Raw genomic sequence first — 22,294 nt, 5'->3', positions numbered from 1 at the left:
GTGTTGCGTTGTTCTGTGTTGTGTTATGAGGGCATTATGACTAAAAAAATACAATGCAGTATATTTTTCCTTTAGACACGCCTCTCAGTCCACGCGATTCCTTCGTTGAAGGAAAAAATAGACCCCGCCTGTCTGATACTGACGGCCTCTTCATTAAACTATATATCGGATGGGTTAGTTTTATCTCAATGACGGCTATTTTCCACGTCAATCTTCCCCATTGTCGCCTCGCATAAAAGTGATTACTATCAAACACTCTGTTTAATTGTATTCAACAAAGCGATGAATCTGAATTTGATCAGTATGTTTCTGGAGATGGTTGATGCGCGTAGTCTGAGTGCGGCGGCACGACGGCTCAATATGACACGGTCTAATATCAGTCATCAGCTGAAGTTACTCGAACGCGAGGCGGGGGCGCAGCTCTTGCGGCGTTCAACGCGGAGTCTGGAGCTTACGCAAGCTGGGCAAATTTTGTATGAGTATGGCCAACGGATGATGGCCGAGTTAAGCACGGCAAGGGCATCGATTGATAGTTTGGGACAATCCTTGCGTGGTCATGTACGAATCAGTGTACCCACAGGATTTGGGCGGATGTACGCAGGGGCGATGTTGCTGGAATTTGCCAAATTACATCCGGGCATTACACTCAATGTGACGTTTAACAACCGCATCCACAATCTGATTGCCGCCGAGGTGGACGTGGCGCTCAAGATCACGACCACGCCGCCGATGGACTGTGTGGCCAAACACCTATGTCCGATCCATTGGCAATTGTTTGCTTCGCCTGCCTATTTAAAACGGCATGGACCGATTCTTCAGCCGAGTGACCTTGCCCATCATCCTTTGGTGGCGTCACCCTATCCTGGTCTCCGGGTCAATCTGAAGCTCGCGCATACGCTTTACGACAACGATTTACATACGGTTGATATGACGACGGGCTTGCAATCCGACGATTTCCCACTGCTGGCCGATGCCGTTTCTCAGGGCTTAGGCGTTGGCTTATTGCCTGCCTATGTCCAGTATATGCCTGCCTACGCGGGAATAGAGCCCTTGCTCCCAGACTACCGCGTAGCGGATCTGGGGGGTAACCTCTATCTTTTGACGTTACCCAACAGATACCCATCCCCCTCCACCCGTGCCGTGATTCATTTCTTAAGTGAAAAGATCGTCGCGCTGAGTCAGATATGGCGTTGAACATCAGGCCGCATGCGTGCTGCCACATCGCCGTTTTTGGAAGCTTATTGTCAAATTTAATTTGACGCAGTGTCAAGAAGTAAGGAGATTGTCAACAAGCCACTTTGCGATGACAATCAATGAGGATTCAACCTAGGCGTTTGGCCGCTTGCGTTGTTGCGGAACGCCGTCTCATTGAAAGTCATTCACTATGCAAAATGATGTTGCGCAAGAAATCAAGGATGCGGCGCTCGCCCACGTTCTCTACGCCGAGCAAGCGGTTTTTTTAGCACCAGAAACCCAATCCGCGACGGCTCGTACAATCACCAGTGCTGGCGTGATCGGTGGTGGCACCATGGGTGCTGGGATTGCTGTTGCGTTGTTAGAACACGGCTTGCCCGTCACATTGGTTGAGCGCGATGAAGCGGGACTCAGCCGAGCGAGTCAATACATCCATAAAGTCTTCGATAACGCCATCACCAAAGGGCGTCTGACTGCTGATCAAAAAACGCAGATTATGCAACGCTATCAAGGTAGCTTGACCTATGAATCACTTGCCGAAACGGATCTCGTGATCGAAGCTGTTTTTGAGGACATGGCCGTCAAGAAAGCGGTTTTTGCAGAGCTAGACCGCGTCTGTCATGCGGGCGCCGTTTTAGCAACGAACACCTCCTACCTCGATGTCAACGACATCGCTGCCAGCATCTCCCGACCAGCCGATGTGATTGGCTTACATTTCTTTTCGCCTGCCAATGTGATGAAGTTACTGGAAATCGTCGTCGCGGAGAAAACGGCTGCCGATGTCGTCGCAACGGCGTTTGCGCTCGCGAAGACCTTGAAAAAAATTCCAGTCCGTGCGGGCGTCTGTGATGGCTTTATCGGCAATCGAATTTTAGCTGTGTACCGTCAAGCAGCGGATCACATGATGGAAGATGGCGCCTCTCCTTACCAGATCGATAAGGTGATGGTCGATTTTGGCTTTGCAATGGGACCATTTCAAGTCTCTGATCTGGCCGGGGGCGACATTGGTTGGGCGACACGCAAACGCCGCGCAGCAACGCGCGATCCCAAAGCGCGCTATGTGCAGATTGCGGATCGTATTTGTGAGCGTGGTTGGTTTGGACAAAAAACCGGGCGTGGCTATTATTTGTATCCCAATGGCACTCGCCATGGTCTGCCAGATCCCGACATCCTCGCGATCATCGACGCCGAACAAGCACGGGTCGGTATCTCCCCACGCACCTTTTCCGACGAAGAAATTCTGCGCCGCTATATGGCAGCGATGATCAACGAAGGCGCGAACGTCGTGCATCAGGGGATCGCTTTACGTCCCCTCGATATCGATGTCACATTTATCAACGGCTACGGATTCCCACGTCACCGTGGTGGCCCCATGAAATATGCCGATACAGTGGGTTTGCCGCAGATCTTGGCGGACATCCGCACCTTTGCACAAGCCGATCCCTTGTTCTGGACACCCTCCCCGCTGCTCGTCGAATTAGTCGCACAGGGGAAAAATTTCGATAGTCTCAATCACCTCTGAGCACTGTCAGCACCATTCCACAAAAATATAACGAAGGAGATCACACCATGCGCGAAGCCGTCATTGTCTCAACAGCACGCACCCCGCTCACCAAAGCCCATCGCGGCGAGTTTAATATCACTCCTGGTCCAACTCTCGCCGCATTTGCGGTCAGTGCCGCTGTGCAGCGCGCGGGCATCGACCCCTCATGCATTGAAGACGCCATTCTTGGGTGCGGCTATCCCGAAGGCACTACGGGGCGCAATATTGCGCGTCAAACGATCATCCGCGCTGGCTTGCCCATCAGCATTGCCGGCACGACGGTCAATCGCTTCTGTGCATCAGGACTGCAAGCGATTGCCATGGCCGCAGGCCGCATCGTCGTTGATGGAGCGCCTGCGATGATTGCGGGCGGTGTGGAAAGTATTTCACAGATTCGCACCCGAGAAGATGGAGCGAGCAGTCTGGATCCATGGATTCTTGAACACAAACCTGACTTGTATCTGCCGATGATCGAAACCGCGGATATTGTAGCTGCCCGTTATGGAATTAGTCGCGAAGCTCAGGATGTATTCTCTGAACAAAGCCAACGTAAAACCGCTGAGGCACAAGCCGCTGGTCGCTACCGGGATGAAATTGTCGCGTGCCGCACCACCATGGCTGTCACAGACAAAGCGACCGGTACCGTTACTCAGCGCGATGTCACCATCGATGTCGATACTTGTAACCGCGTCGACACCACGCTGGCAGGACTGGCAAAGCTACCACCTGTACGCGGTGCAGAGCATTTTATTACGGCAGGTAATTCATCACAGTTATCCGATGGCGCATCCGCTTGCGTGTTGATGGAAGCCAAAGAAGCGAGCCGCGCCAATGTCACGCCACTGGGCGCATTTCGGGGTCTAGCATTGGCAGGATGCGAACCGGATGAAATGGGCATTGGGCCTGTATTTGCCGTCCCTAAACTACTCGCACGCCACGGCTTGAAGATCGAGGATATTGGGTTGTGGGAACTCAATGAAGCTTTTGCATCACAGGCGATTTATTGCCAGCAACGCTTGGGCATTCCCGATGAACGCCTGAACGTAAATGGCGGCGCGATTTCCATCGGTCATCCCTTTGGTATGACAGGGGCACGTCTGGTGGGTCATGTGCTACTGGAAGGACGCCGCCGTGGCGTCAAGTACGCCGTCGTGACGATGTGTATCGCAGGTGGGATGGGTGCAGCGGGTTTGTTTGAAATTTATTGAGGGTGAGTGAGATGGATTTACAGTTCACAGCAGAAGAAGAACAGTTCAGACAAGAAGTCAGAGATTTCTTACGCACACAATTGCCCGCCCGTTTGTCAGATAAAGTCAAACAAGGACAGCATCTATCCAAAGCCGACATGGAACAATGGCATGCGATTTTGCATGCGCGTGGTTGGTTGGCCAATCACTGGCCCAAAGAATACGGCGGGCCGGACTGGACTGTTTTTGAGAAATATATTTTTGAGCATGAATGTTGCCTTGCTCATGCGCCGCGGGTCGTTCCGTTTGGCGTCAATATGCTGGGGCCAGTGCTGATTAAGTATGGTAATCAAGCACAAAAAAACTACTGGCTGCCACGCATTTTGAATGGCGCGGATTGGTGGTGTCAGGGCTATTCTGAACCGGGTGCAGGATCGGATCTTGCCGCCGTCAAGACCAGCGCTGTGCGCGACGTTGATGCGGAGGGCGATCACTTCATCGTCAATGGACAAAAGACATGGACGACCTTGGGTCACCATGCCAATATGATTTTTTGTTTGGTGCGCACCAACCCCGATGCACGCAAACAAGAAGGCATCAGCTTTCTGCTCATCGACATGACGACACCGGGCATCGAAGTGCGTCCTATCATCACGCTCGATGGCGCACATGAAGTCAATGAGGTCTTCTTTACCAATGTAAGAGTGCCAGCAGACAATCTGGTCGGCGAGCAAGATAAGGGGTGGACTTGCGCTAAATATCTGCTGACCTATGAACGAACCAATATCGCAGGAATTGGATTTTCTGTCGCAGCGCTCAAGCGTCTCAAACAGATTGCCGCAACACGCACTCATCACGGCAAACCTCTCGCTGATGACCCCGTGTTTGCCGCACGTCTTGCACGGGTGGAGATTGATCTCGATAACATGAAAACCACCAATATGCGTGTGCTTGCAAGTGTGGCGGGAGGAGGTGCACCGGGCGCTGAAAGTTCAATGTTAAAAATTCGGGGTACAGAAATTCGCCAAGAAATTTTTTCGCTTACCCGTCGCGCAATGGGTACTTATGCGCGGGCACTGCCGACAAGCGCCGAAGCGGATGCCACGTCCACGCTCCCTGCAGAACTGACCAGCGCCAGCGGCGTGGCCGGACACTACTTCAACAGCCGTAAGTTATCCATCTTTGGCGGTTCGAATGAAATTCAAAAAAATATCATCAGCAAGATGATTTTGGGACTGTGAGGTAGAACATGAATTTTGACCATAGCGAAGAACGTCGCATGCTGGCTGACAGCCTCAACCGGTTTATCAGCGAACAATACACCATCGATGAACGTCATCGCATTAATGCATCAGAACATGGGATCAGTAGCGCATTGTGGCAACAACTGGCTGATCTAGGCACGATGGCTGCTTTGTTTCGTGAAGAAGAAGGCGGTTTGGGTGGAAGTGGTTTTGATATCGCTGTCATTTTTGAAGCGCTCGGACGCGGTCTGGTGCTTGAACCTGTATTAGGTAGCGCCGTATTAGCAGGTAGCGCCATCGCCTTAGTGGGCAATGACGCGCAACGACAATGGCTAGAAAAAATCATCGACGGCAGCAGTATTGCTGCATTTGCCCACGAAGAACCCCATGCCCATCATGACTTAACGAGGGTAGAAACCACCGCGAAACCCGAGCAAGAGGGATGGCGGTTGCAAGGCGCAAAAGCGATGGTGATGTATGGCGGCATCGCTGATGTGTTCATTGTGTCGGCGCGTACGCAAGGTTCGACAAGCGATGAGCATGGTATCTCTTTATTTGTGCTTCCGGCTAACACGCCTGGGGTGTCAGTGCATGCGATTGGATTAGTGGATGGTGGCCGAGCTGCAGAGCTCCGGCTCGATGATGTTTGGGTCGGTAAGGAACCGCTTTTGGGTAGCGTCGATCAAGCGTATCCGATCATTGAACACGTGACCGCTCGCGGCATCTTGGCATTATGCGCCGAGGCGTTGGGTGCGATGGAAGTCTGTAAAGCAGCGACATTGGATTATCTGCAAACGCGAAAGCAATTTGGTGTGCCAATTGGTCAGTTTCAGGCATTGCAGCATCGCATGGCAGACGTGTTATTAGAGATCGAACAGGCACGCTCTGCCGTCATCAATGCGGCGGCGGCTATGGAGATGGACAGACTGACGCGAGAGTGTGCAGTCTCCGCTGCCAAATTCACGATTGGGCGTATTGGCACCTTGGTTTCTGAAGAAAGTATTCAGTTGCATGGCGGTATTGGTATGACGTGGGAGCTACCACTTTCGCATTACGCAAAACGCTTGATCATGATCGATCATCAGTTGGGTGATGAAGATACCCACTTACAACGCTATATCGCGCTCAAGAAACAGATCAAGGATACCGCCGATGTCGACTAATCTTTCTCCATCCCCCGCGCTGCTCAGCGAGCAACGTGGTGCGGTGCTTATATTGACCAATAACAATCCCGGCGCACGCAATGCACTCAGTCTCGGTTTCTACCAAGCGCTACCGACTGCGCTCGCGAACGCGCAAACCGATCCTAGTGTGGCTGTGATTGTCTTGACCGGTGCGGGCGACTTCTTTTGTTCTGGCGGCGATCTCAACCAACTGAAGCTTCGTCGTACCCTCCCCGCTGCACAGCGTGCTGAAACACTCGAAGGCTTGCATACGCTGATTCATTCAATACGTCATTGCACGAAACCCGTGATCGCTGCGATTGAAGGGGGTGCTGCCGGTGCGGGGATGTCACTGGCGTTTGCCTGCGATATGATCGTTGCCGCACGAGATGCGTTTTTTTCTATTGCGTATTGCAAAGTCGGTTTAACACCTGACGGCGGTATCACACAATTTTTATCCGAAGTGTTATCACGTCACCTCTTGGTAGAATTCAGCATGACGGGCGACCGTATCGGCAGTGAGCGGATGTATGCTTTGGGAGCGATCAATCGCCTGACTGAGCCTGATGCCGCACTCCAAGAAGCGATTGCGTTGGCAGAGCGCTTAGCGCAAGGCCCTGAACGCGCTACTGCACGCATCAAAACATTATGTCAGGCAGCGTATGACAATGATGCAGAGACACACATGCTGCTCGAAGCGCGCTACATGGTGGAATCACAAGGTGATACCGAATCCGCGGAAGGGATTAATGCCTTTTTAGAAAAACGTCCTGCCCGTTTCGCTGCGCTGCGGGGAACATAGTCCGTGCCATCGAGGCTATCCGCGATGCTCAATCAATGGAGTTGTTATGTCTGAAAAAAATACTGCCTTGCCACTCGCAGGTATCCGCATTCTCGATCTTTCTCGGGTATTGGCGGGACCATGGTGTGGCATGGTGCTCGGCGATTTAGGTGCCGAAGTGATTAAAGTGGAACACCCTCAACGCGGCGATGATACCCGCGACTGGGGCTTGCGTATCGGGGACACAGAAACACCCTACTTCAATAGCGTCAATCGCAACAAACGCTCCGTATGCTTGGATTTGCAAACAACAGAAGGACAACAAATTGCCCGCGATCTGGCATTGAAGTCGGATGTCGTGATTCAAAATTTTAAATTTGGCGGTATTGAAAAAATGGGGCTCGGATACGAGCAACTGCGTGTCGATCATCCTGGTTTGATTTATTGTTCGATTACGGGATATGACCGAACCGGCCCCGAGGCAAGCCGCCCTGGTTATGATTTGGTGATTCAAGGCGAAGCCGGATTAATGGCTCTCAACGGCGAAGCCAGCCAACCGCCACTCAAGTTCGGAACAGCGGTGGTGGACATGATGACCGGCATGTACGCAGCACAGGCCATTCTCGCCGCCCTCTATGAGCGCAAAACGACAGGCAAAGGGCGTGATATTGGCATGGCCTTATTCGATTGCGGTTTAATGATCACCGCTTATTATGGTCTGGAAGCCTTGCTACAGGAAAAAGATCCGCCACGATTCGGTAACGCCCACCCATCGATTGTGCCGTATGGCGTCTTTGAAGCAGCCGATGGGCCGGTCGTGATTGCAGTTGGCAACAATGCGCAGTTCACTCGTTTTTGTCAGGAGGTCATCGATCGTCCCGATATTCCGAGCGATGCGCGGTTTGCGACCAACCTACAACGCGCTGCCAACCGTGATGTGCTGTTTCCGTTGATACGCCAAGAACTCGCGAGTCGCCCGCGTCAATTGCTGCTGGATAAATTAACCGCCGCAGGCATCCCTTGCGGTATGGTCGCTGGTTTATACGAAAGCCTCACCTCACAACGCGTCAGCGATGCGGGTCTGGTCACGACGCAAGCGCATCCCGTGGCTGGTAGTGTGAAGGTACTGGCACCACCCTATTTATTCGATGGCGAACGCCTTCCTGTACGCCACGCACCGCCCGTGCTGGGCGAAGCGACAGACAATGTCTTGCACTCCTTATTGGGAATTTCTGCAGAAGAGATTGACCGCCTGAAGGCGTCTGGGGTGATTTAGGGGATCAATCAATAGCGACGTGATCCACGCCTGTGCTAATCAAAAAAAGCACATTAACGGATCACTCGCCCTATCAACGACAGCGCCAGCACCCACATCGTTACTCCAATCAAGGCGTCGACTATCTGCCACGCACGTGGTCGAGCAAAAAAAGGCGCTAGCCAACGGGCACCGAAGCCCAGTCCGGCAAACCACACCACGCTGGCGCAGCAGGCACCTGCGACAAACCACACACGTAAATCGGGGGGTTGTTGCGCGCCAATGCTGCCAAGAAGTAAGACCGTATCCAGATAAACATGGGGGTTGAGCAGCGTAAAAGCCGCCGCCTGCAATAACACGCTGATGCGTCGCATGCCACTGGCCGCTTCCGCTGGTCGCAATTGATTGGATTGCGTGACACGTCGCAATGCTTGATAACCATAGGTAGCTAAAAACACCGCACCCGCAAGTGACAAGATTTTTGTAAGTAGTGGGCGCTCACCCAAGGCTGCAGACATGCCAAACACCCCCGCCGCAATCAGCACTGCATCGCACACCGCACAAAACAGCACAATACTCCCCACGTATTCGCGCCGCAGCCCTTGCCGTAAGACAAAGGCGTTTTGCGCACCAATGGCGACAATCAGTCCGAGGCTCAGGGCGAGGCCTTGCGTGAAAGCAGGGACGGCAGGAACGGCAAGTACGGTGCCAGCGAGAGAGAAAGTGAGATTTGTCATACCGCCAGCTTGCAACGTTCATCAAATGAAGTCAAACTACAATTTCTTAAGTAAATGAAGTAAAACTAATCTGATGCTGGACTATGCCTCGTTATCTGTCTTAGCCGCGGTGATCCGAGAAGGCAGCTTCGAACGGGCCGCGCGATCGCTGCATGTCACGCCTTCGGCCGTTTCACAGCGGATTCGGTTGCTCGAAGAAAGCGTCGGCGCCGCGTTAATCGTGCGCGGCCAACCCTGCGTGGCGACTGATACAGGGCGTCGCTTATGTCAGCATGTGGATCAAGTGCGCTTGCTAGAACACGAATTACAGTCATCGGTTCCGTCGTTGGGACAAGAAGCGCCCACACGTGTTCCCTTACCGGTGGCGGTCAATGCCGATAGTTTAGCCACGTGGTTTGCGCCAGCACTGACCAGCTTTGCGGCGACCGCGCCCGTGCTCATGGAAGTCGCGGTGGATGATCAAGACCATACTGCCGACTGGCTGCGCTCTGGTAAAGTCTTAGCCGCAGTCACCAGCAGCCCACAAGCGCCGTCTGGATGCAACAGCCGCGCATTGGGATCGATGCGCTACATTGCCGCGGCAAGTCCCCATTTTATGGCCCGCTATTTTGCAGAGGGTGTCAGTAACACGAGCCTCGCCCTCGCACCGAGCTTGGTATTCAACAGCAAAGATGAATTGCAGACGCGGTGGGTGCACCGCTACTGCCAACAGCATGTCGAACTCCCTCGCCATACTTTACCCTCGGCACATGCGTTTGTTGCGGCAGCCATCGCTGGCATGGGCTGGGGCTTGCACCCTCAAACATTGATCCAAGCCCATCTTGATCGTGGTGCATTGGTTGAGCTCGTGTCACAGACACCGTTAGACATTCCGCTGTATTGGCAACAGGCGCGCTCTGCCTCTTCCTTGTTAGAAGGACTGACCCGTAGTGTGATCAAGGTTGCACAGACTCATTTATTGCCGCCACATGACTGATCTACAAACAAGCCCCGAACTCGGTTTTATCCTCACCCGTCATTGGCGCGATATGCCTGACGGTATCGAGATCAGCTTTTGGATCGCCACGAACAACGGCCCTCGGCTTGTGCGTTTGCCACGCCAGTCTTGCATTGCTTTTATTCCTGCCGAACATCGAGCGCTCTCAGAGCGGGTATTGCAACAACAACCGTCTAGCAAGCAACAAGGCGCTGAACTGCGACCATTGGCATTAAAGGATTTCCAGCAGCGTCCTGTCCTAGGACTCTATTGCACCCACTATCGCCAGCTCAGTCAGCTTGAACGGCGATTACGTCAGGCGGGTGTTGATGTCTATGAGGCCGATGTGCAGCCGCCGGATCGCTATTTGATGGAGCGCTTTATCACCGCACCTGTGCTTTTACGCACCACAACAGAAGCACAAAGTAAGGTCGTTGCGACGGATATAAAGCCCGCAACGGACTACCGTCCATCATTACGCTTGGTGTCGCTCGATATTGAAACCAGTATGAATGGTGAGTTGTATTCGATTGCATTAGAAGGTTGCGGTCAGCGCCAAGTCTACATGTTGGGGCCGGCGAATGGCGATGCCAGTGGGCTTGATTTTGCGATGGAATATTGTGACAGCCGCGCGGCGCTCCTTGAAAAACTCATCGCGTGGATCACAACCCATGATCCCGATGCCATCATTGGCTGGAATCTGGTGCAATTTGATTTGCGCATCTTGCAGCAACACGCAGAACACCTTCGTATCCCGCTGACGCTTGGCCGTGATGGCAGTGTCATGGAGTGGCGTAAGCATCAGCGGCAAGACCACTACTTTGCTGGTATCGCCGGACGATTAGTGATTGATGGTATTGAAGCATTAAAATCAGCAACGTGGCATTTTGCGTCGTTCAGTCTGGAATTTGTCTCGCAGACCTTATTGGGTGAAGGCAAAGCGACTGATAATCCGTATCAACGGATGGACGAGATCCAGCGCCGATTTGATGAAGACAAACCCGCGTTGGCCACCTATAACCTCAAAGACTGTGAGCTCGTTACGCGAATTTTTGCCAAAACGGAACTGATGTCATTTTTGTTGGAGCGCGCCACTGTTACGGGCTTAGCTGCAGACCGCAGTGGTGGCTCGGTCGCCGCCTTCACCCACCGCTACCTGCCCTCGATGCATCGGCTTGGTTATGTTGCACCGAACCTTGGTGACATCCATGGCGAACCCAGTCCGGGTGGGTTTGTGATGAATTCTCAGCCAGGTTTATACGATTCAGTGCTGGTATTGGACTACAAGAGCCTGTACCCCTCCATCATCCGCAGCTTTTTGATCGATCCCGTCGGTCTGATTGAAGGTGTTAACCACCCAGAGGACGATGCCTCGGTACCTGGGTTTATCGGCGCACATTTTTCCAGACACAAGCATTGCCTGCCGGATATCGTACGGCAGATCTCAGAAGCACGTGATGTCGCAAAACGAGAAAAAAATGCCCCCCTATCACAAGCCCTGAAAATCATCATGAACTCCTTTTATGGCGTTTTGGGTTCGACGGGTTGTCGCTTCTTTGATCCACGTCTGGCATCGTCGATCACGATGCGTGGACATCAAATCATGCACCAAACCCGCAAGCTCATTGAGCAACAAGGCTACGTGGTGATTTATGGTGATACCGACTCGACCTTTGTTTGGCTCAAAAAAGCCCATAGTGATGAGGATGCACGACACATCGGCAACGCCTTGGTAACGTCCATTAACGACTGGTGGAAGACACACTTACAATCCACTCTGAGATTAGAAAGTGCCTTAGAGATTCAGTTTGAACGACACTACAGCCGCTTCTTTATGCCCACCATTCGTGGCACAGAAGAAGGGAGCAAGAAACGATACGCGGGTCTGTACACGCGCCCAGATGGGAGCGATGATGTCGTCTATAAGGGATTGGAAACCGTTCGTTCAGACTGGACACCATTGGCCCAAGAATTTCAACAAACACTCTATGGTCAAATCTTCCGAGGCCAACCTTATCAAGCCTTTGTGCGAGACTATGTCAGACGCACCCTCAATGGTGAGTTCGATCACGCCTTGGTCTACCGGAAACGGCTGCGTCGTTCTCTAGCGGACTATCAGCGCAATGTGCCACCGCACGTCCGCGCTGCCCGCATTGCGGATGAATTCAATCTGCAACGTGGACGTCCTTTGCAATATCAACACGGCGGCTGGATTAGTTATGTCATCACGCGCAACGGCCCTGAACCACTAGAAAATCGACAAGCAGCGATCGATTACGAGCATTACCTGTCGAATCAGCTCAAACCGATCGCGGATGCGATTCTGCCGTTATTACATGATGACTTTGACGCGCTGACCAGTCGACAACAGGCCTTGTTTTAATCCATACCGTACGATCAAAGGCGCTTTGCACCTTGCAGTACCGTCTGTTCAACTTGAACGACCGGGCAATTCACGATAATCCGCAATGGTTTGATATCGACGAGCCCCTGATCTTGGGCATCGAGTAGCTCTTGTTCTGAGCGAAGTTCATGGGGTGTTTTACCTGGCAACCAAAATACCGCATAGAGTTGCCAGAAGGGGCTGTAGTTCACGTTGGTATTGCCACCGCCCATCGGTTGTGGAATCGACGGCAACACACTTGGCTGATCCACATTCATAAATTTATAAATGCGTTCAACCGCCGAGGGCTTACCGGGTACCGGCGGCTCGGGCGGTAAGGCGTTGGCAAGACGCGGAACATAATTGGCTTGACCGGCATCTGCCATCGCTTTGTCAGAAATATCCGTCGTGACATACCAGACACGATGTCCTTCAAACCAGCCCGGCACCAAGGGAAGACCAATCATGGAAGGATTGTTTGTCGCAACCGCTGATCCGTCAGCAACGCTGGTGCACGCACTCATCAGCACAACACCCGCTAATGAGAGCGCCATCGCGGCAGAGCGCACACAACGTTGAGCAAAGCTTTGTTTCATAGCACTTCTTTTTGAAAGAGACTTCGTCATCACAAGACAACCGTCGTCGCGACACGAGGACATCCGTTTACGTCGCTCGGCGTGGCAAAACCCAGTTGGCTCTCGGAAAATGACAAGTATAGCCGTTCGGATGCCGCTCTAGGTAATCCTGATGCTCAGGCTCCGCTTCCCAAAAATCGCCGACTGGCGCGACTTCGGTGACGACTTTGCCAGGCCACAGGCCAGACGCGTTGACGTCCGCAATCGTATTGATTGCTTCAAGACGTTGCGCCTCATTGGCAAAGTAAATCGCCGAACGGTAAGACATGCCGCGGTCATTACCCTGACGCATGGGCGTCGTCGGATCATGGATCTGGAAAAAGAATTCAAGCAAACGACGATAGCTGATCACGCTGGGGTCGAAGTGAATTTCAATCCCTTCAGCATGTGTGCCATGATTGCGATAAGTCGCATTCTTGACGTCTCCGCCGGTATAGCCAACGCGAGTGCTTTGAACGCCCGGCAACTTACGGATCAAATCCTGCATACCCCAAAAACATCCCCCTGCCAGTACGGCACGTTCTGTTGTCATCTTATGCTCCTTCGATTTGATCAAGGTAATCGCCATAACCTTCAGCGACCATGTTTTCTAATGGCACGAAGCGTAACGACGCCGAGTTAATACAGTAGCGTAGACCACCCCGATCACGAGGACCATCCGGAAATACGTGCCCAAGGTGACTATCACCATGCGTAGAACGCACTTCGATGCGACGCATACCGTGGCTCTCGTCATGCAATTCTTTGATAAAACCATGGGTAATCGGTTTCGTAAAACTAGGCCAGCCGCAACCGGATTCGTATTTATCGGACGAGGCAAACAACGGTTCGCCTGAAACGATATCAACGTAGATCCCTGGTTTTTTATTATTGAGATATTCACCTGTACCCGGTCTTTCAGTGCCATTACGCTGGGTCACATGAAACTGTTCAGGGGTCAGGGCTTTAATGGCCTCTGCGGATTTGCTGTAACGTGTCATAAAAACTCCGATAGTAGTCATTGCAGGTCATGCATCACGTTGTCATGTCCATCATGAAGCATACGCCATGCCTCATGTAGTCGTCTGGCAACGAAAAAACTTACATGTTTTCTTTAGGCTTGCATGCTATCAGAGAAGCCGCGCTCATGCTGCCGTCAAAAATGGGTACCTATAATGCACTTCACCACCCACTTGTCGGCGTCGCTGGTGACACCTCGTCCGATGCCCGCATTCAGATCAAATGCGCCAAAATCATGGTCTAACGCCAGATAAACCGTCTTGCTATTTTGGCTCCAGCCTTGCAAATGGCGTAAGGGTCCCAGTTCATTATAGGTTTCGAAACCAATCTGGGTCTTTTCCGTCACTTTGTACGCCACCTTGCCGTCGACATCTAAGGTGACTGGTCCACCACCAGCGGACAAGCTCCAATCAACATTCGGATTCATGGCAAATGTCCAGCGACCAGAGCGATACCCGATAATGCCTTTGAGTTCTGCATTCCATGCTTGCGGCGACGCGTAGAGATTAGTGCGACCGACTTCAAGGTTCGCGCCCCAAAACGCGCCATTGTCCGCATCATGCGGTGCGATGTACTTGACGCGGACCTTTTCGCCTTCAAAATGGGCAGTCCCATCACTGGCTCTGGCGGTCAGTAAATACAATCCCAACTCAAGATTGTTTGTCAGACCATAATAAAACTCAGGAGTTAAGCGGTACTGATGACGTGCAGCAAGACCGCCAGGATAAGGAGCATTCGCATCACCCGAAGGTACATAGTTATGATGCACATCGACCCCCAATTGTCCGGGTTCACTCATGTCATCCATGTACACCTGGATCTCTTCATTGGCAGCAAAACAGACAGCAGGTAAGCTCACTGCGATACTTGCGATGATTAAGAATAAGGGTCGTTTCAAGATCTTCTCCAGCGTGAGGCCATATTCGGTGACGCTATTTTATCGAATTCCCTCCACCGCTGCCGACGCCGATGTCCCGATCAAGAAGTCGTTGGTAATCGTTTAAGTTGTACCTGGGCTAAAGAAGGATAGAGAGGTTGGCTAAGGATACGCGATATACCGCTAGCAATCAGGGCGCAAGCCATGAGGCTCAGTACCATGGCATGACCATCCACCATTTCCATGACGATGATAAACGAGGTCAATGGCGCTTGCGTCACTGCAGCCAAGAACCCTGTCATGCCTAGGGCGATCAGGGCTGCGGTTAAAGGGGAATGCAAGAGCTGCGCAACGTCATTGCCCAATGCAGCACCAATGGCGAGCGATGGTGCGAAAATTCCTGCTGGTACCCCCGACCACGTCGTCAGCCACGTCGCCAGAAACTTAAACACGACATAGATACTGACGGTATTGTCCGAACCTTCAAGCATATGGCGTGTATGTGAATAGCCGCTCCCAAACGTCGCGCCACTCGTCACGACACCAATCACCGCCACCAGCAAGCCGCAGACACCCGCAAACACAATCGGATGACGACGGCGTAATACGCTTAGGCGATCCTGCCCTTGACCGCTCAAGGAAGCAATGACCAGTCGCGAGAAGACACCACCCGCCATTCCGCTCGCGATCGCCACCAACAAACCCGGTAACAAAAGCGCCAGACCCGCCTGTGTCGCATGAATCACACCAAAATATGTGGCGTTGCCTGTCAGCGATACCGCAATCAAACCACCCAAAACGATACACGCGACCAACAAGCCGCTACTGCGTTGCTCGGGTAAACGAGATAATTCTTCGATCGCGAACATCACCCCTGCTAGCGGGGTGTTAAACGCCGCGGCGATCCCCGCTGCGCCCCCAGCCACCAACAAGCCGTGCTCGTTGACGCTGGCACGGGCGGGTAGCCAACGACGCGCCGACAGCATAATACCCGCGGCGACTTGCACAGACGGTCCTTCACGACCAAGGGATAATCCACCGAGTAAGCCCGCCGAGGTGAGCATTATTTTTGATAGGCTGAGCTTCAGCGACACGAAGAGCGGCCGGTTCGCACGATGGACACTGGGATCAAGCGCAGCCATGACTTGCGGTATCCCAGAACCCGCCGCCCCCGCTGCATAGCGCCGCGTCAACCACACAATAATCATGGCACAGACGGGTGTCCAGATCAGGGGCAGCCATCGGCATCCTGCGTTCAGTTGAAAAAAGATCGCTACTGCTTTTTCTGATAGCCATGTAAAGCCCACAACAACCAGCCCCGCAATGGCCGCCATTGTCACGACGACAATACGCGTTTGCCAGATATTCCAGTTCGTCAATTCTTTCTTCAATGCCTTGACAATAGGGTGGTCGAATTTCATCCTGGATATCCTTGTACTTATTTTATGCTGTAGACGTTTTGCGACGTGCGTGATATCCGCTATCATAAGCGCATGCCTACACCAACCAACAAAAACGCCTCTGGTGCCCCATCAGCGACAAACAGCGCGCACAGCACCGATTACAGCAATGTGCCAGCAACGCGCGTCCTCCGCCAATTTAGGGTGGTCGTCAACGCGGTTAAGGTGCATTTCCGACAGGTAGAAAAAGAGACCGGTATCGGCGGCGCACAAGTATGGGCACTCAGTGTCATTGATGCACAACCCCACATCGGCATGAATGATCTGGCCCAAGCAATGGATGTCCATCAGTCCACTGCCAGTAATCTCGTGAAAGCCCTGATCAAACAAGAATTGATCGTCGCAGAAAAAGATCTTGTTGACCGCCGCTCTGTTCGTTTATCGATTCTCCCCAAAGGGAAAAAAATCTTAAAAACGGCACCCGCACCTTTTACTGGCGTCTTACCTGATGCTTTATCAAGCTTAGATACCCGCACACTGAATCGCCTTGAAAAAGATCTCGGTAAATTAATCGAAGCCCTGCATGCCGATGAAGGTGCTGCCAATACGCCACTCGCTGATCTATAAGAAAAGCCGCCAGCAATGCTGAGCGGCTTTGGTCGTTTTTACAGAAAAAATAGATTATTTCTGTGGATAATCCAAATCGACGCGACGGTTTTGTGACCATGCTGCTTCGTTGTCGCCTGTTGCTTTTGGTTTTTCTTTACCAAAGCTGACGGCTTCTAATTGTGTCTCTTTCACGCCATACACTTTCAACGCACGAACAACAGCTTCTGCACGCTTCTGACCCAATGCTAAGTTGTATTCTGCGCCGCCGCGATCATCCGTGTTGCCTTCCACTTTGATCGACAACTGTGGATTCGCTGCCAGGTATTTACCCTGACGTTCGATCATCGCGTTGTAATCTGTTTTTACCGTGTATTGGTCAAAATCGAAATAGACGCTACGTTCTTTGTAGATTGGGCTAGATGGATCAAGGTAAGCAGGTACCGCAGCTTGTACAGGTGCTGGTGTTGCTGGTGTCGCTGCCACTGGTGCTGGCATCACTGGTGCTGGTTTTGCTTCTTCAACAGGTTTAACTGGCGCGCTGCTGCAAGCGGCTAATACGAATCCAACAATACCGATGCATGCAAGTGACTTTGCGGCTTTCATTTGTAGTTCCTCTAGATGGTGTACGTCAATGATGTGGTGATAGATCAGCATATTTATCTGATTTATCGCGTATTTTACTGAGGTTTTTATATTTGCACAAATATAGTTGCAATAAACAAACGCTTTATATCATTCGAACGATCGACATCCTTGGCGCCAGCGATCATCATACCACTTTATATTTGCACAAATATAAAAAGCGAGCACAAAATTTCAAAGCAAGAGGCAAATAAGCTGTCGCAAATGAGATAAATAACTCCATTAAAATCCATCAAATGGCCCCAAGACATTAACAACAACCCGATCTGACCACCACAGTCTATTGATACACTCCGTTAATGTATAAAACAATAAAGCACGTTTCAGTCGTCATCCCCACGGACATCAGCAGCGTTATTAGGCACATGGATGCATCAAATTGATGACCACCCAACATCACCATTAACCGACTAAACTGGAGTCAATCATGTTCAAGACAACTCGTCATATCGCTTCTACCGCAATCCTCGCCGGCTTAGCAGTTCTCTCGATCCAATCTGCGTTTGCACAGGACTCCACCTTCGCGAAAGAACATCCACGTCGCGCTGAAGTGATCGCCCGTGAAAAACATGAAAAGGCAGTCAATGCCAAAGACGTGAAAAACGGTAGCCTGACAAAGGCCCAAGGTAAGCAGTTAAATAAAGAAGATACCGCCATCAGAAAAGAAGAACGCGCTGATGCAGCGGCGGATGGTGGTCACATCACAAAAGCAGAACAGCGTCAGTTAAACCGTCAAGAAAACGCCGTGAATGCCCAACGTAAGGCAGATGTTCAATCCAACGCCGCGGGCGTTACAACAGGCAAGTAATCGAGCTCACCATCAGCGATCATCGCCATCGCCGAGAGGGACTGCACAGCGCAGTCCCTCTCGGCGATTCTTTTTTTGGGTACACTCTTTGAGCCATAACGATCCCGTGACAACGCAGCATCAGCAGAGATAGTCTTGTGCTTAAAATTGTGCGAAAATTAAGCAAAAGGAACATTGGTGGTAAGGAGGCGTCACAGCCCTGAAACAACACCGCTCCTTTGACGTGTCGAGGGACTCGCAGTGCGTCCATTTTCGTCGACAAGGCAAGCAGTACTTCAACGCCCGTCATACGGCGGGACCATTGTGCGAACGCCAGACGATATATGCATCGAAATTTCTATTCACCGCTCGTTATTCTTTGCACTCGCCTACTCGCTATCACGGTCTTGTTCGCGCTGCCTGGCTGTGATCAACATGATAGAGAATCGACACCGCTACCTCTTCAAAAGCAGACAACCATCACCGCACTCATTTGGGCACCAGACTGGCCCGATGAAATGCTCCAGATTGCTGAAGCGTTTAACAAGCAACATCCAGATATCAACGTCAACGTCCAATTTATGATTGGAGAATCGGTTGAACAAAATATCAAACCAAGAGTTGCTTCTCGGAATTTACCCGATCTCGTCTCCATCAATCCGAACTCATACGCGCAAGAACTCGCAGAAAATGGTTTGTTGGCCGACGTGAGCCAAAGCACTGCATGGCAGAACATGCATGACAATCTCAAAGCAGAATGGCGAACTCCGACCAAAAAAGCCTTCGGTATTGCGGGTGGCATTGCGATGACACTGATCTATTACAACAAAGCGCAGTTCGCCAAAGCGGGCATCACCCGACTACCCACCGATTTCAAAGAGTTTTTAGCGGTCTGCGAAAAACTCAAAAAGGCAGGATTAACGCCCCTTGTATGGAATGGTGGATTCCCTAATATGCTAGGCAACGGCCCTTTTAGCTTCGGGTTTGGCAACAATGTCGTTGTCAACGAGCCTGAATGGAAAGCCAAGATCGCCGACGGTTCGCTTAAACTGAATACGCCCCAAGTCGCCAATATTTTTGACCGCATGGTACAGATCGTCGATCGCGGGTACGTGCAAAGTGGGTTTATGAATACCAACTACGATGACGGTATTCGTTTATTCACAGAAGGCAAAGTAGCGATGGCATTCCAAGGGAGCTGGGCATCAGGTCGCCTCATGCACGGCAAGGATTTTCAGACAGGTGTTTTTATCCCGCCATGGAATGATCCCGGCAAAACGATTGTGCCCGTCATCGGTAGCGAGACGGGGTTTGCGGTGGGCGAAACCCCGCATAAACAGGCTGCATTACAGTTCCTGGAATATATGTCGGGACCAGGATTTGTTGAGATTCAAAAGAAACGGCACAACATTTCCCCATTCAAACAAAACCTTGTCGCGGGACTAAGCGAACCAGAGATCGATCACTATGCCGACAATCTACGACATTATCCGGTCACGGTAGGCTTGTATTATTCGTTTCTTCCGGCCAATACAATCGACGACCTGCATCCGATGATTCAGGACGTTCTGCTAAAGAAAATTACCCCACAGCAAGCGGCAGCGATGTTAGACGCATCGATTAAACACGAAGCGAAAATGCACTACAAATGACCTCGAATCGTCCAACATCAGATCGCTGGTATAGCTACCTGCCATGGATCCGCCTCAGACGGATCGAGATTCGGCATCGTTTAATTGCGGCCTTTATTCTGGTGTCGCTATTTCCCTTGTTAGTCTCTGGCTATATTGCATTTGTGGACTCGGTCAATGCAATCGAAACAAAAACACGCGTCTTTTCTACCGAGGTTGTGAAACAGGTCGCGAAAAATATTCATCTGAGAATGGCGCAGATCGACAATGAGAGCGCCAGTCTGATCTATGCCACGCCTGTACAAAAGGCGCTCACTGCGTACGCCACGGAACAAGAAGCAGAACGAAGCGCTGCGAGGCGCGCTCTGACACAGGCGCTTCTCGAGCACTATGGCGCTGTTAGTCATATCAACCAAAAGTATTTTCTCGACACACATCACCAAGTGGTCGATATGCAAGCCTTTGCTGAATTAACACGCGGCGTCGCCCATTTTATCGACCACGCTGACGCCACTTCCAGCAAACCACAATGGGGAAGCTATGACAACGGTGTGGGTCAAGAAAACATCGGCATGGTGCGCACCATCATCAATAAAAATAATAACGAAGTCATCGGTGCTATTTTCCTTGCGATTAATCCAGCGCACTTTTCCGCTATTTTTGATAACGTTGATCTCGGTGGTGATGCCAGTATTTTTGTGATGGACGCAAATAGTGGCAAGATTATTGTGTACACGCCGGGTGTGCCACAAAATAATCTCGATACGCTACAAAGCACAACTCCCATGCTCAGCGTCATCAAGAATGATCTCCATCGTGGTACAGATAATGGTTTCATCAATTTTAGCGATCCCCACCGAGAACAATACCTCGCCTCCTTTGCCACCATTCCCGGCACCTCGTGGTTAGTCGTCAACACTATTCCAAAACGTCGACTTATCGCTGAAATTCAGACCGTACGAAATAAGTTAGTACTCATTGGCGTTTTATGCTTCCTGTTCGCGATTGCACTGGGAATGGTCATCGCACATAGTATTTCGAGTCCGCTACGAGCCTTAATGCGAAAAATAGAAGCCTTTGGAAATCAAGTCAACCCAACAGCATCACCGATGCAACGGCGCGCTTTACGAAGAGCGGAGGGCAATGACGAACTCAGTCGACTCACGCAAAGTTTTGTGGTCATGAATGATATCGTTCACCAGAAAATCGCACAAATCAATGACATCAATGCGACGCTAGAGCAAAAAATTATTGAACGTACTGCGGCACTCGCTGCCAGCGAACAAGAGTCACGTACCCTGATTGAAAATTCTCCAGACACCATCGTCCGGTATGACCTGCAATGTCGTCGGATTTTTATCAATGCAACCTTTGATGCACTGACCTCTGATGGCGTCCATTCTCTGTTAGGCACAAAACCCTCAGAACTCCCCGGTGGTGCCAACTGGGACATGTATGAACAGAAAATCGTCGACGTCATCAAGACAGGACGTAAAGGATTTTTTGAATTACGTTGGACTAGCAAGAATGGTCACGACCTGTGCAGTGATATCCGACTCATTCCGGAGTTTGACACCGAAGGCAAGATCGTCTCGGTCATGAGTGTGGGACGCGATATCACCGAACTCAATTTATCTCGCGCCGAACTCAGTGCTGTGAATGTGCAATTAGCAGAAATGAACGCCACACTCGAATCACTCGCGACCCATGATTCACTCACCCAACTGCCTAATCGTCGGCTCTTGTTAGATCGTCTGCGAAGAGCGATGCCGGCGAGTGATCGTCATGGACGATATGGTGCTGTCATGTTTATTGATCTCGACCACTTCAAGACAATCAATGACACCCTCGGTCATGACATGGGAGATGAACTGTTAATTGAAGTCGCACATCGGTTGCAGGCGTGTGTACGAGATATCGATACGGTCGCTAGAATTGGCGGCGATGAATTTATTGTCATGCTTGAGAATTTAAGCGACATCCCTTTTGAAGCTGCATCGCAAACCGAGATCGTTGGGAAGAAAATACTGCAAGTCCTGATGCAGCCGTTTCATTTACTCTCAGACCACTATCACATTAGTGCAAGTATCGGCATCACCCTTTTCCGCGGTACCGGAAAAAGCGCAGAAGATGTATTAAGAGAGGGCGACATCGCCATGTACGATGTCAAAAAATCGGGACGTAACGCATTACGCTTTTTTGATGCTAACGCCTATGGAGCAACACACGCACAAGGCATCCTGTATTGAAC

The 22,294-nt window shown here is 51.3% G+C and carries 19 protein-coding genes and 1 pseudogene; 13 read left to right on the top strand and 7 right to left on the bottom strand.

Annotation, left to right across the window (positions count from 1 at the left end; translation table 11 throughout):
• The first annotated feature begins 282 nt into the window (after positions 1-282).
• The 7 genes and pseudogenes from ACO0K2_RS06160 to ACO0K2_RS06130 all read left to right on the top strand — a co-directional run bounded on the left by ACO0K2_RS06160 (position 283) and on the right by ACO0K2_RS06130 (position 8,388).
• Positions 283-1,194: a LysR family transcriptional regulator gene (locus ACO0K2_RS06160; protein ID WP_423016841.1), complete on the top strand. Its 912-nt coding sequence runs from the start codon at positions 283-285 to the stop codon at positions 1,192-1,194.
• A 223-nt stretch (positions 1,195-1,417) separates the two neighbouring features.
• Positions 1,418-2,716, top strand: a pseudogene (locus tag ACO0K2_RS06155) (FAD-dependent oxidoreductase); the annotation flags it as partial.
• A 47-nt stretch (positions 2,717-2,763) separates the two neighbouring features.
• Complete coding sequence (locus ACO0K2_RS06150; protein ID WP_423016839.1) at positions 2,764-3,945, top strand: acetyl-CoA C-acyltransferase; 1,182 nt, start codon at positions 2,764-2,766, stop codon at positions 3,943-3,945.
• An 11-nt stretch (positions 3,946-3,956) separates the two neighbouring features.
• Positions 3,957-5,165, top strand: a complete 1,209-nt coding sequence (locus ACO0K2_RS06145) for an acyl-CoA dehydrogenase family protein (protein WP_423016837.1) — start codon at positions 3,957-3,959, stop codon at positions 5,163-5,165.
• An 8-nt stretch (positions 5,166-5,173) separates the two neighbouring features.
• Positions 5,174-6,331, top strand: a complete 1,158-nt coding sequence (locus tag ACO0K2_RS06140) for an acyl-CoA dehydrogenase family protein (protein ID WP_423016835.1) — start codon at positions 5,174-5,176, stop codon at positions 6,329-6,331.
• Positions 6,321-7,133 (top strand): oxepin-CoA hydrolase, alternative type, encoded by an 813-nt coding sequence (locus ACO0K2_RS06135; protein WP_423016833.1) that lies wholly within the window; start codon positions 6,321-6,323, stop codon positions 7,131-7,133. The genes ACO0K2_RS06140 and ACO0K2_RS06135 overlap by 11 nt, the downstream gene beginning before the upstream one ends.
• 46 nt (positions 7,134-7,179) lie before the next feature.
• A complete protein-coding gene (locus ACO0K2_RS06130; protein WP_423016831.1) occupies positions 7,180-8,388 on the top strand; it encodes a CaiB/BaiF CoA transferase family protein in 1,209 nt (402 codons plus the stop codon).
• Positions 8,389-8,441: 53 nt separating this feature from the next.
• Here ACO0K2_RS06130 and ACO0K2_RS06125 read toward each other — a convergent pair whose 3' ends face one another.
• Positions 8,442-9,104 carry a LysE/ArgO family amino acid transporter gene (locus ACO0K2_RS06125; protein ID WP_423016829.1) on the bottom strand — a complete coding sequence of 221 codons (663 nt, stop codon included), beginning with the start codon at positions 9,102-9,104 and terminating at the stop codon, positions 8,442-8,444.
• Positions 9,105-9,177: 73 nt separating this feature from the next.
• Between ACO0K2_RS06125 and ACO0K2_RS06120 the strand changes: the two genes are divergently transcribed.
• Positions 9,178-10,080 carry a LysR family transcriptional regulator ArgP gene (locus tag ACO0K2_RS06120; protein WP_423016827.1) on the top strand — a complete coding sequence of 301 codons (903 nt, stop codon included), beginning with the start codon at positions 9,178-9,180 and terminating at the stop codon, positions 10,078-10,080.
• A complete protein-coding gene (locus tag ACO0K2_RS06115) occupies positions 10,073-12,463 on the top strand; it encodes a DNA polymerase II (protein WP_423016825.1) in 2,391 nt (796 codons plus the stop codon). The genes ACO0K2_RS06120 and ACO0K2_RS06115 overlap by 8 nt, the downstream gene beginning before the upstream one ends.
• A gap of 14 nt (positions 12,464-12,477) precedes the next feature.
• Here ACO0K2_RS06115 and ACO0K2_RS06110 read toward each other — a convergent pair whose 3' ends face one another.
• From ACO0K2_RS06110 to ACO0K2_RS06090, 5 genes are all read right to left on the bottom strand, one after another.
• Positions 12,478-13,059, bottom strand: a complete 582-nt coding sequence (locus ACO0K2_RS06110) for a DUF7482 domain-containing protein (RefSeq protein WP_423016823.1) — start codon at positions 13,057-13,059, stop codon at positions 12,478-12,480.
• Positions 13,060-13,126: 67 nt separating this feature from the next.
• Positions 13,127-13,630: a peptide-methionine (S)-S-oxide reductase MsrA gene (gene msrA / locus ACO0K2_RS06105; protein ID WP_423016821.1), complete on the bottom strand. Its 504-nt coding sequence runs from the start codon at positions 13,628-13,630 to the stop codon at positions 13,127-13,129.
• Position 13,631: 1 nt separating this feature from the next.
• On the bottom strand, positions 13,632-14,078 hold the full coding sequence (gene msrB / locus ACO0K2_RS06100; protein ID WP_423016819.1) for a peptide-methionine (R)-S-oxide reductase MsrB: 447 nt from the start codon (positions 14,076-14,078) through the stop codon (positions 13,632-13,634).
• A gap of 155 nt (positions 14,079-14,233) precedes the next feature.
• Positions 14,234-14,995 carry a hypothetical protein gene (locus ACO0K2_RS06095; protein ID WP_423016817.1) on the bottom strand — a complete coding sequence of 254 codons (762 nt, stop codon included), beginning with the start codon at positions 14,993-14,995 and terminating at the stop codon, positions 14,234-14,236.
• An 80-nt stretch (positions 14,996-15,075) separates the two neighbouring features.
• The gene (locus ACO0K2_RS06090) at positions 15,076-16,395 is read right to left on the bottom strand and encodes a chloride channel protein (protein ID WP_423016815.1); all 1,320 of its coding nucleotides are present in this window, start codon (positions 16,393-16,395) and stop codon (positions 15,076-15,078) included.
• 72 nt (positions 16,396-16,467) lie between these two features.
• On the opposite strand from ACO0K2_RS06090, the gene ACO0K2_RS06085 reads away from it, so the two are divergent.
• Positions 16,468-17,001 carry a MarR family winged helix-turn-helix transcriptional regulator gene (locus tag ACO0K2_RS06085; protein ID WP_423016813.1) on the top strand — a complete coding sequence of 178 codons (534 nt, stop codon included), beginning with the start codon at positions 16,468-16,470 and terminating at the stop codon, positions 16,999-17,001.
• A gap of 54 nt (positions 17,002-17,055) precedes the next feature.
• On the opposite strand, the gene pal is transcribed toward ACO0K2_RS06085, so the two are convergent.
• On the bottom strand, positions 17,056-17,586 hold the full coding sequence (gene pal, locus ACO0K2_RS06080; RefSeq protein ID WP_423017464.1) for a peptidoglycan-associated lipoprotein Pal: 531 nt from the start codon (positions 17,584-17,586) through the stop codon (positions 17,056-17,058).
• A gap of 466 nt (positions 17,587-18,052) precedes the next feature.
• Between pal and ACO0K2_RS06075 the strand changes: the two genes are divergently transcribed.
• The 3 genes from ACO0K2_RS06075 (at position 18,053) to ACO0K2_RS06065 (ending at position 22,292) form a co-directional block, all read left to right on the top strand.
• Complete coding sequence (locus ACO0K2_RS06075; RefSeq protein ID WP_423016811.1) at positions 18,053-18,433, top strand: hypothetical protein; 381 nt, start codon at positions 18,053-18,055, stop codon at positions 18,431-18,433.
• Positions 18,434-18,756: 323 nt separating this feature from the next.
• On the top strand, positions 18,757-20,064 hold the full coding sequence (locus ACO0K2_RS06070) for an ABC transporter substrate-binding protein (RefSeq protein WP_423016809.1): 1,308 nt from the start codon (positions 18,757-18,759) through the stop codon (positions 20,062-20,064).
• Positions 20,061-22,292, top strand: coding sequence for a diguanylate cyclase domain-containing protein (locus tag ACO0K2_RS06065; RefSeq protein ID WP_423016807.1), 2,232 nt, complete (start codon positions 20,061-20,063; stop codon positions 22,290-22,292). The genes ACO0K2_RS06070 and ACO0K2_RS06065 overlap by 4 nt, the downstream gene beginning before the upstream one ends.
• Positions 22,293-22,294 lie beyond the last annotated feature (2 nt).

The organism is Undibacterium sp. MH2W, assembly GCF_049340215.1.
In the GTDB taxonomy this organism is placed as follows: domain Bacteria; phylum Pseudomonadota; class Gammaproteobacteria; order Burkholderiales; family Burkholderiaceae_D; genus Undibacterium.
Note: the sequence above shows the minus strand (reverse complement) of the source record. Positions and strands in the feature narration are given on the sequence as shown.

Excerpts from the sequence above, each read along its gene's own strand:
- ACO0K2_RS06160 (WP_423016841.1), top strand. The coding sequence starts at position 283 with ATGAATCTGAATTTGATCAGTATGTTTCTGGAGATGGTTGATGCGCGT.
- ACO0K2_RS06150 (WP_423016839.1), top strand. The coding sequence starts at position 2,764 with ATGCGCGAAGCCGTCATTGTCTCAACAGCACGCACCCCGCTCACCAAA.
- ACO0K2_RS06145 (WP_423016837.1), top strand. The coding sequence starts at position 3,957 with ATGGATTTACAGTTCACAGCAGAAGAAGAACAGTTCAGACAAGAAGTC.
- ACO0K2_RS06140 (WP_423016835.1), top strand. The coding sequence starts at position 5,174 with ATGAATTTTGACCATAGCGAAGAACGTCGCATGCTGGCTGACAGCCTC.
- ACO0K2_RS06135 (WP_423016833.1), top strand. The coding sequence starts at position 6,321 with ATGTCGACTAATCTTTCTCCATCCCCCGCGCTGCTCAGCGAGCAACGT.
- ACO0K2_RS06130 (WP_423016831.1), top strand. The coding sequence starts at position 7,180 with ATGTCTGAAAAAAATACTGCCTTGCCACTCGCAGGTATCCGCATTCTC.
- ACO0K2_RS06125 (WP_423016829.1), bottom strand. The coding sequence starts at position 9,104 with ATGACAAATCTCACTTTCTCTCTCGCTGGCACCGTACTTGCCGTTCCT.
- ACO0K2_RS06120 (WP_423016827.1), top strand. The coding sequence starts at position 9,178 with ATGCTGGACTATGCCTCGTTATCTGTCTTAGCCGCGGTGATCCGAGAA.
- ACO0K2_RS06115 (WP_423016825.1), top strand. The coding sequence starts at position 10,073 with ATGACTGATCTACAAACAAGCCCCGAACTCGGTTTTATCCTCACCCGT.
- ACO0K2_RS06110 (WP_423016823.1), bottom strand. The coding sequence starts at position 13,059 with ATGAAACAAAGCTTTGCTCAACGTTGTGTGCGCTCTGCCGCGATGGCG.
- msrA (WP_423016821.1), bottom strand. The coding sequence starts at position 13,630 with ATGACAACAGAACGTGCCGTACTGGCAGGGGGATGTTTTTGGGGTATG.
- msrB (WP_423016819.1), bottom strand. The coding sequence starts at position 14,078 with ATGACACGTTACAGCAAATCCGCAGAGGCCATTAAAGCCCTGACCCCT.
- ACO0K2_RS06090 (WP_423016815.1), bottom strand. The coding sequence starts at position 16,395 with ATGAAATTCGACCACCCTATTGTCAAGGCATTGAAGAAAGAATTGACG.
- ACO0K2_RS06085 (WP_423016813.1), top strand. The coding sequence starts at position 16,468 with ATGCCTACACCAACCAACAAAAACGCCTCTGGTGCCCCATCAGCGACA.
- pal (WP_423017464.1), bottom strand. The coding sequence starts at position 17,586 with ATGAAAGCCGCAAAGTCACTTGCATGCATCGGTATTGTTGGATTCGTA.
- ACO0K2_RS06075 (WP_423016811.1), top strand. The coding sequence starts at position 18,053 with ATGTTCAAGACAACTCGTCATATCGCTTCTACCGCAATCCTCGCCGGC.
- ACO0K2_RS06070 (WP_423016809.1), top strand. The coding sequence starts at position 18,757 with ATGCATCGAAATTTCTATTCACCGCTCGTTATTCTTTGCACTCGCCTA.
- ACO0K2_RS06065 (WP_423016807.1), top strand. The coding sequence starts at position 20,061 with ATGACCTCGAATCGTCCAACATCAGATCGCTGGTATAGCTACCTGCCA.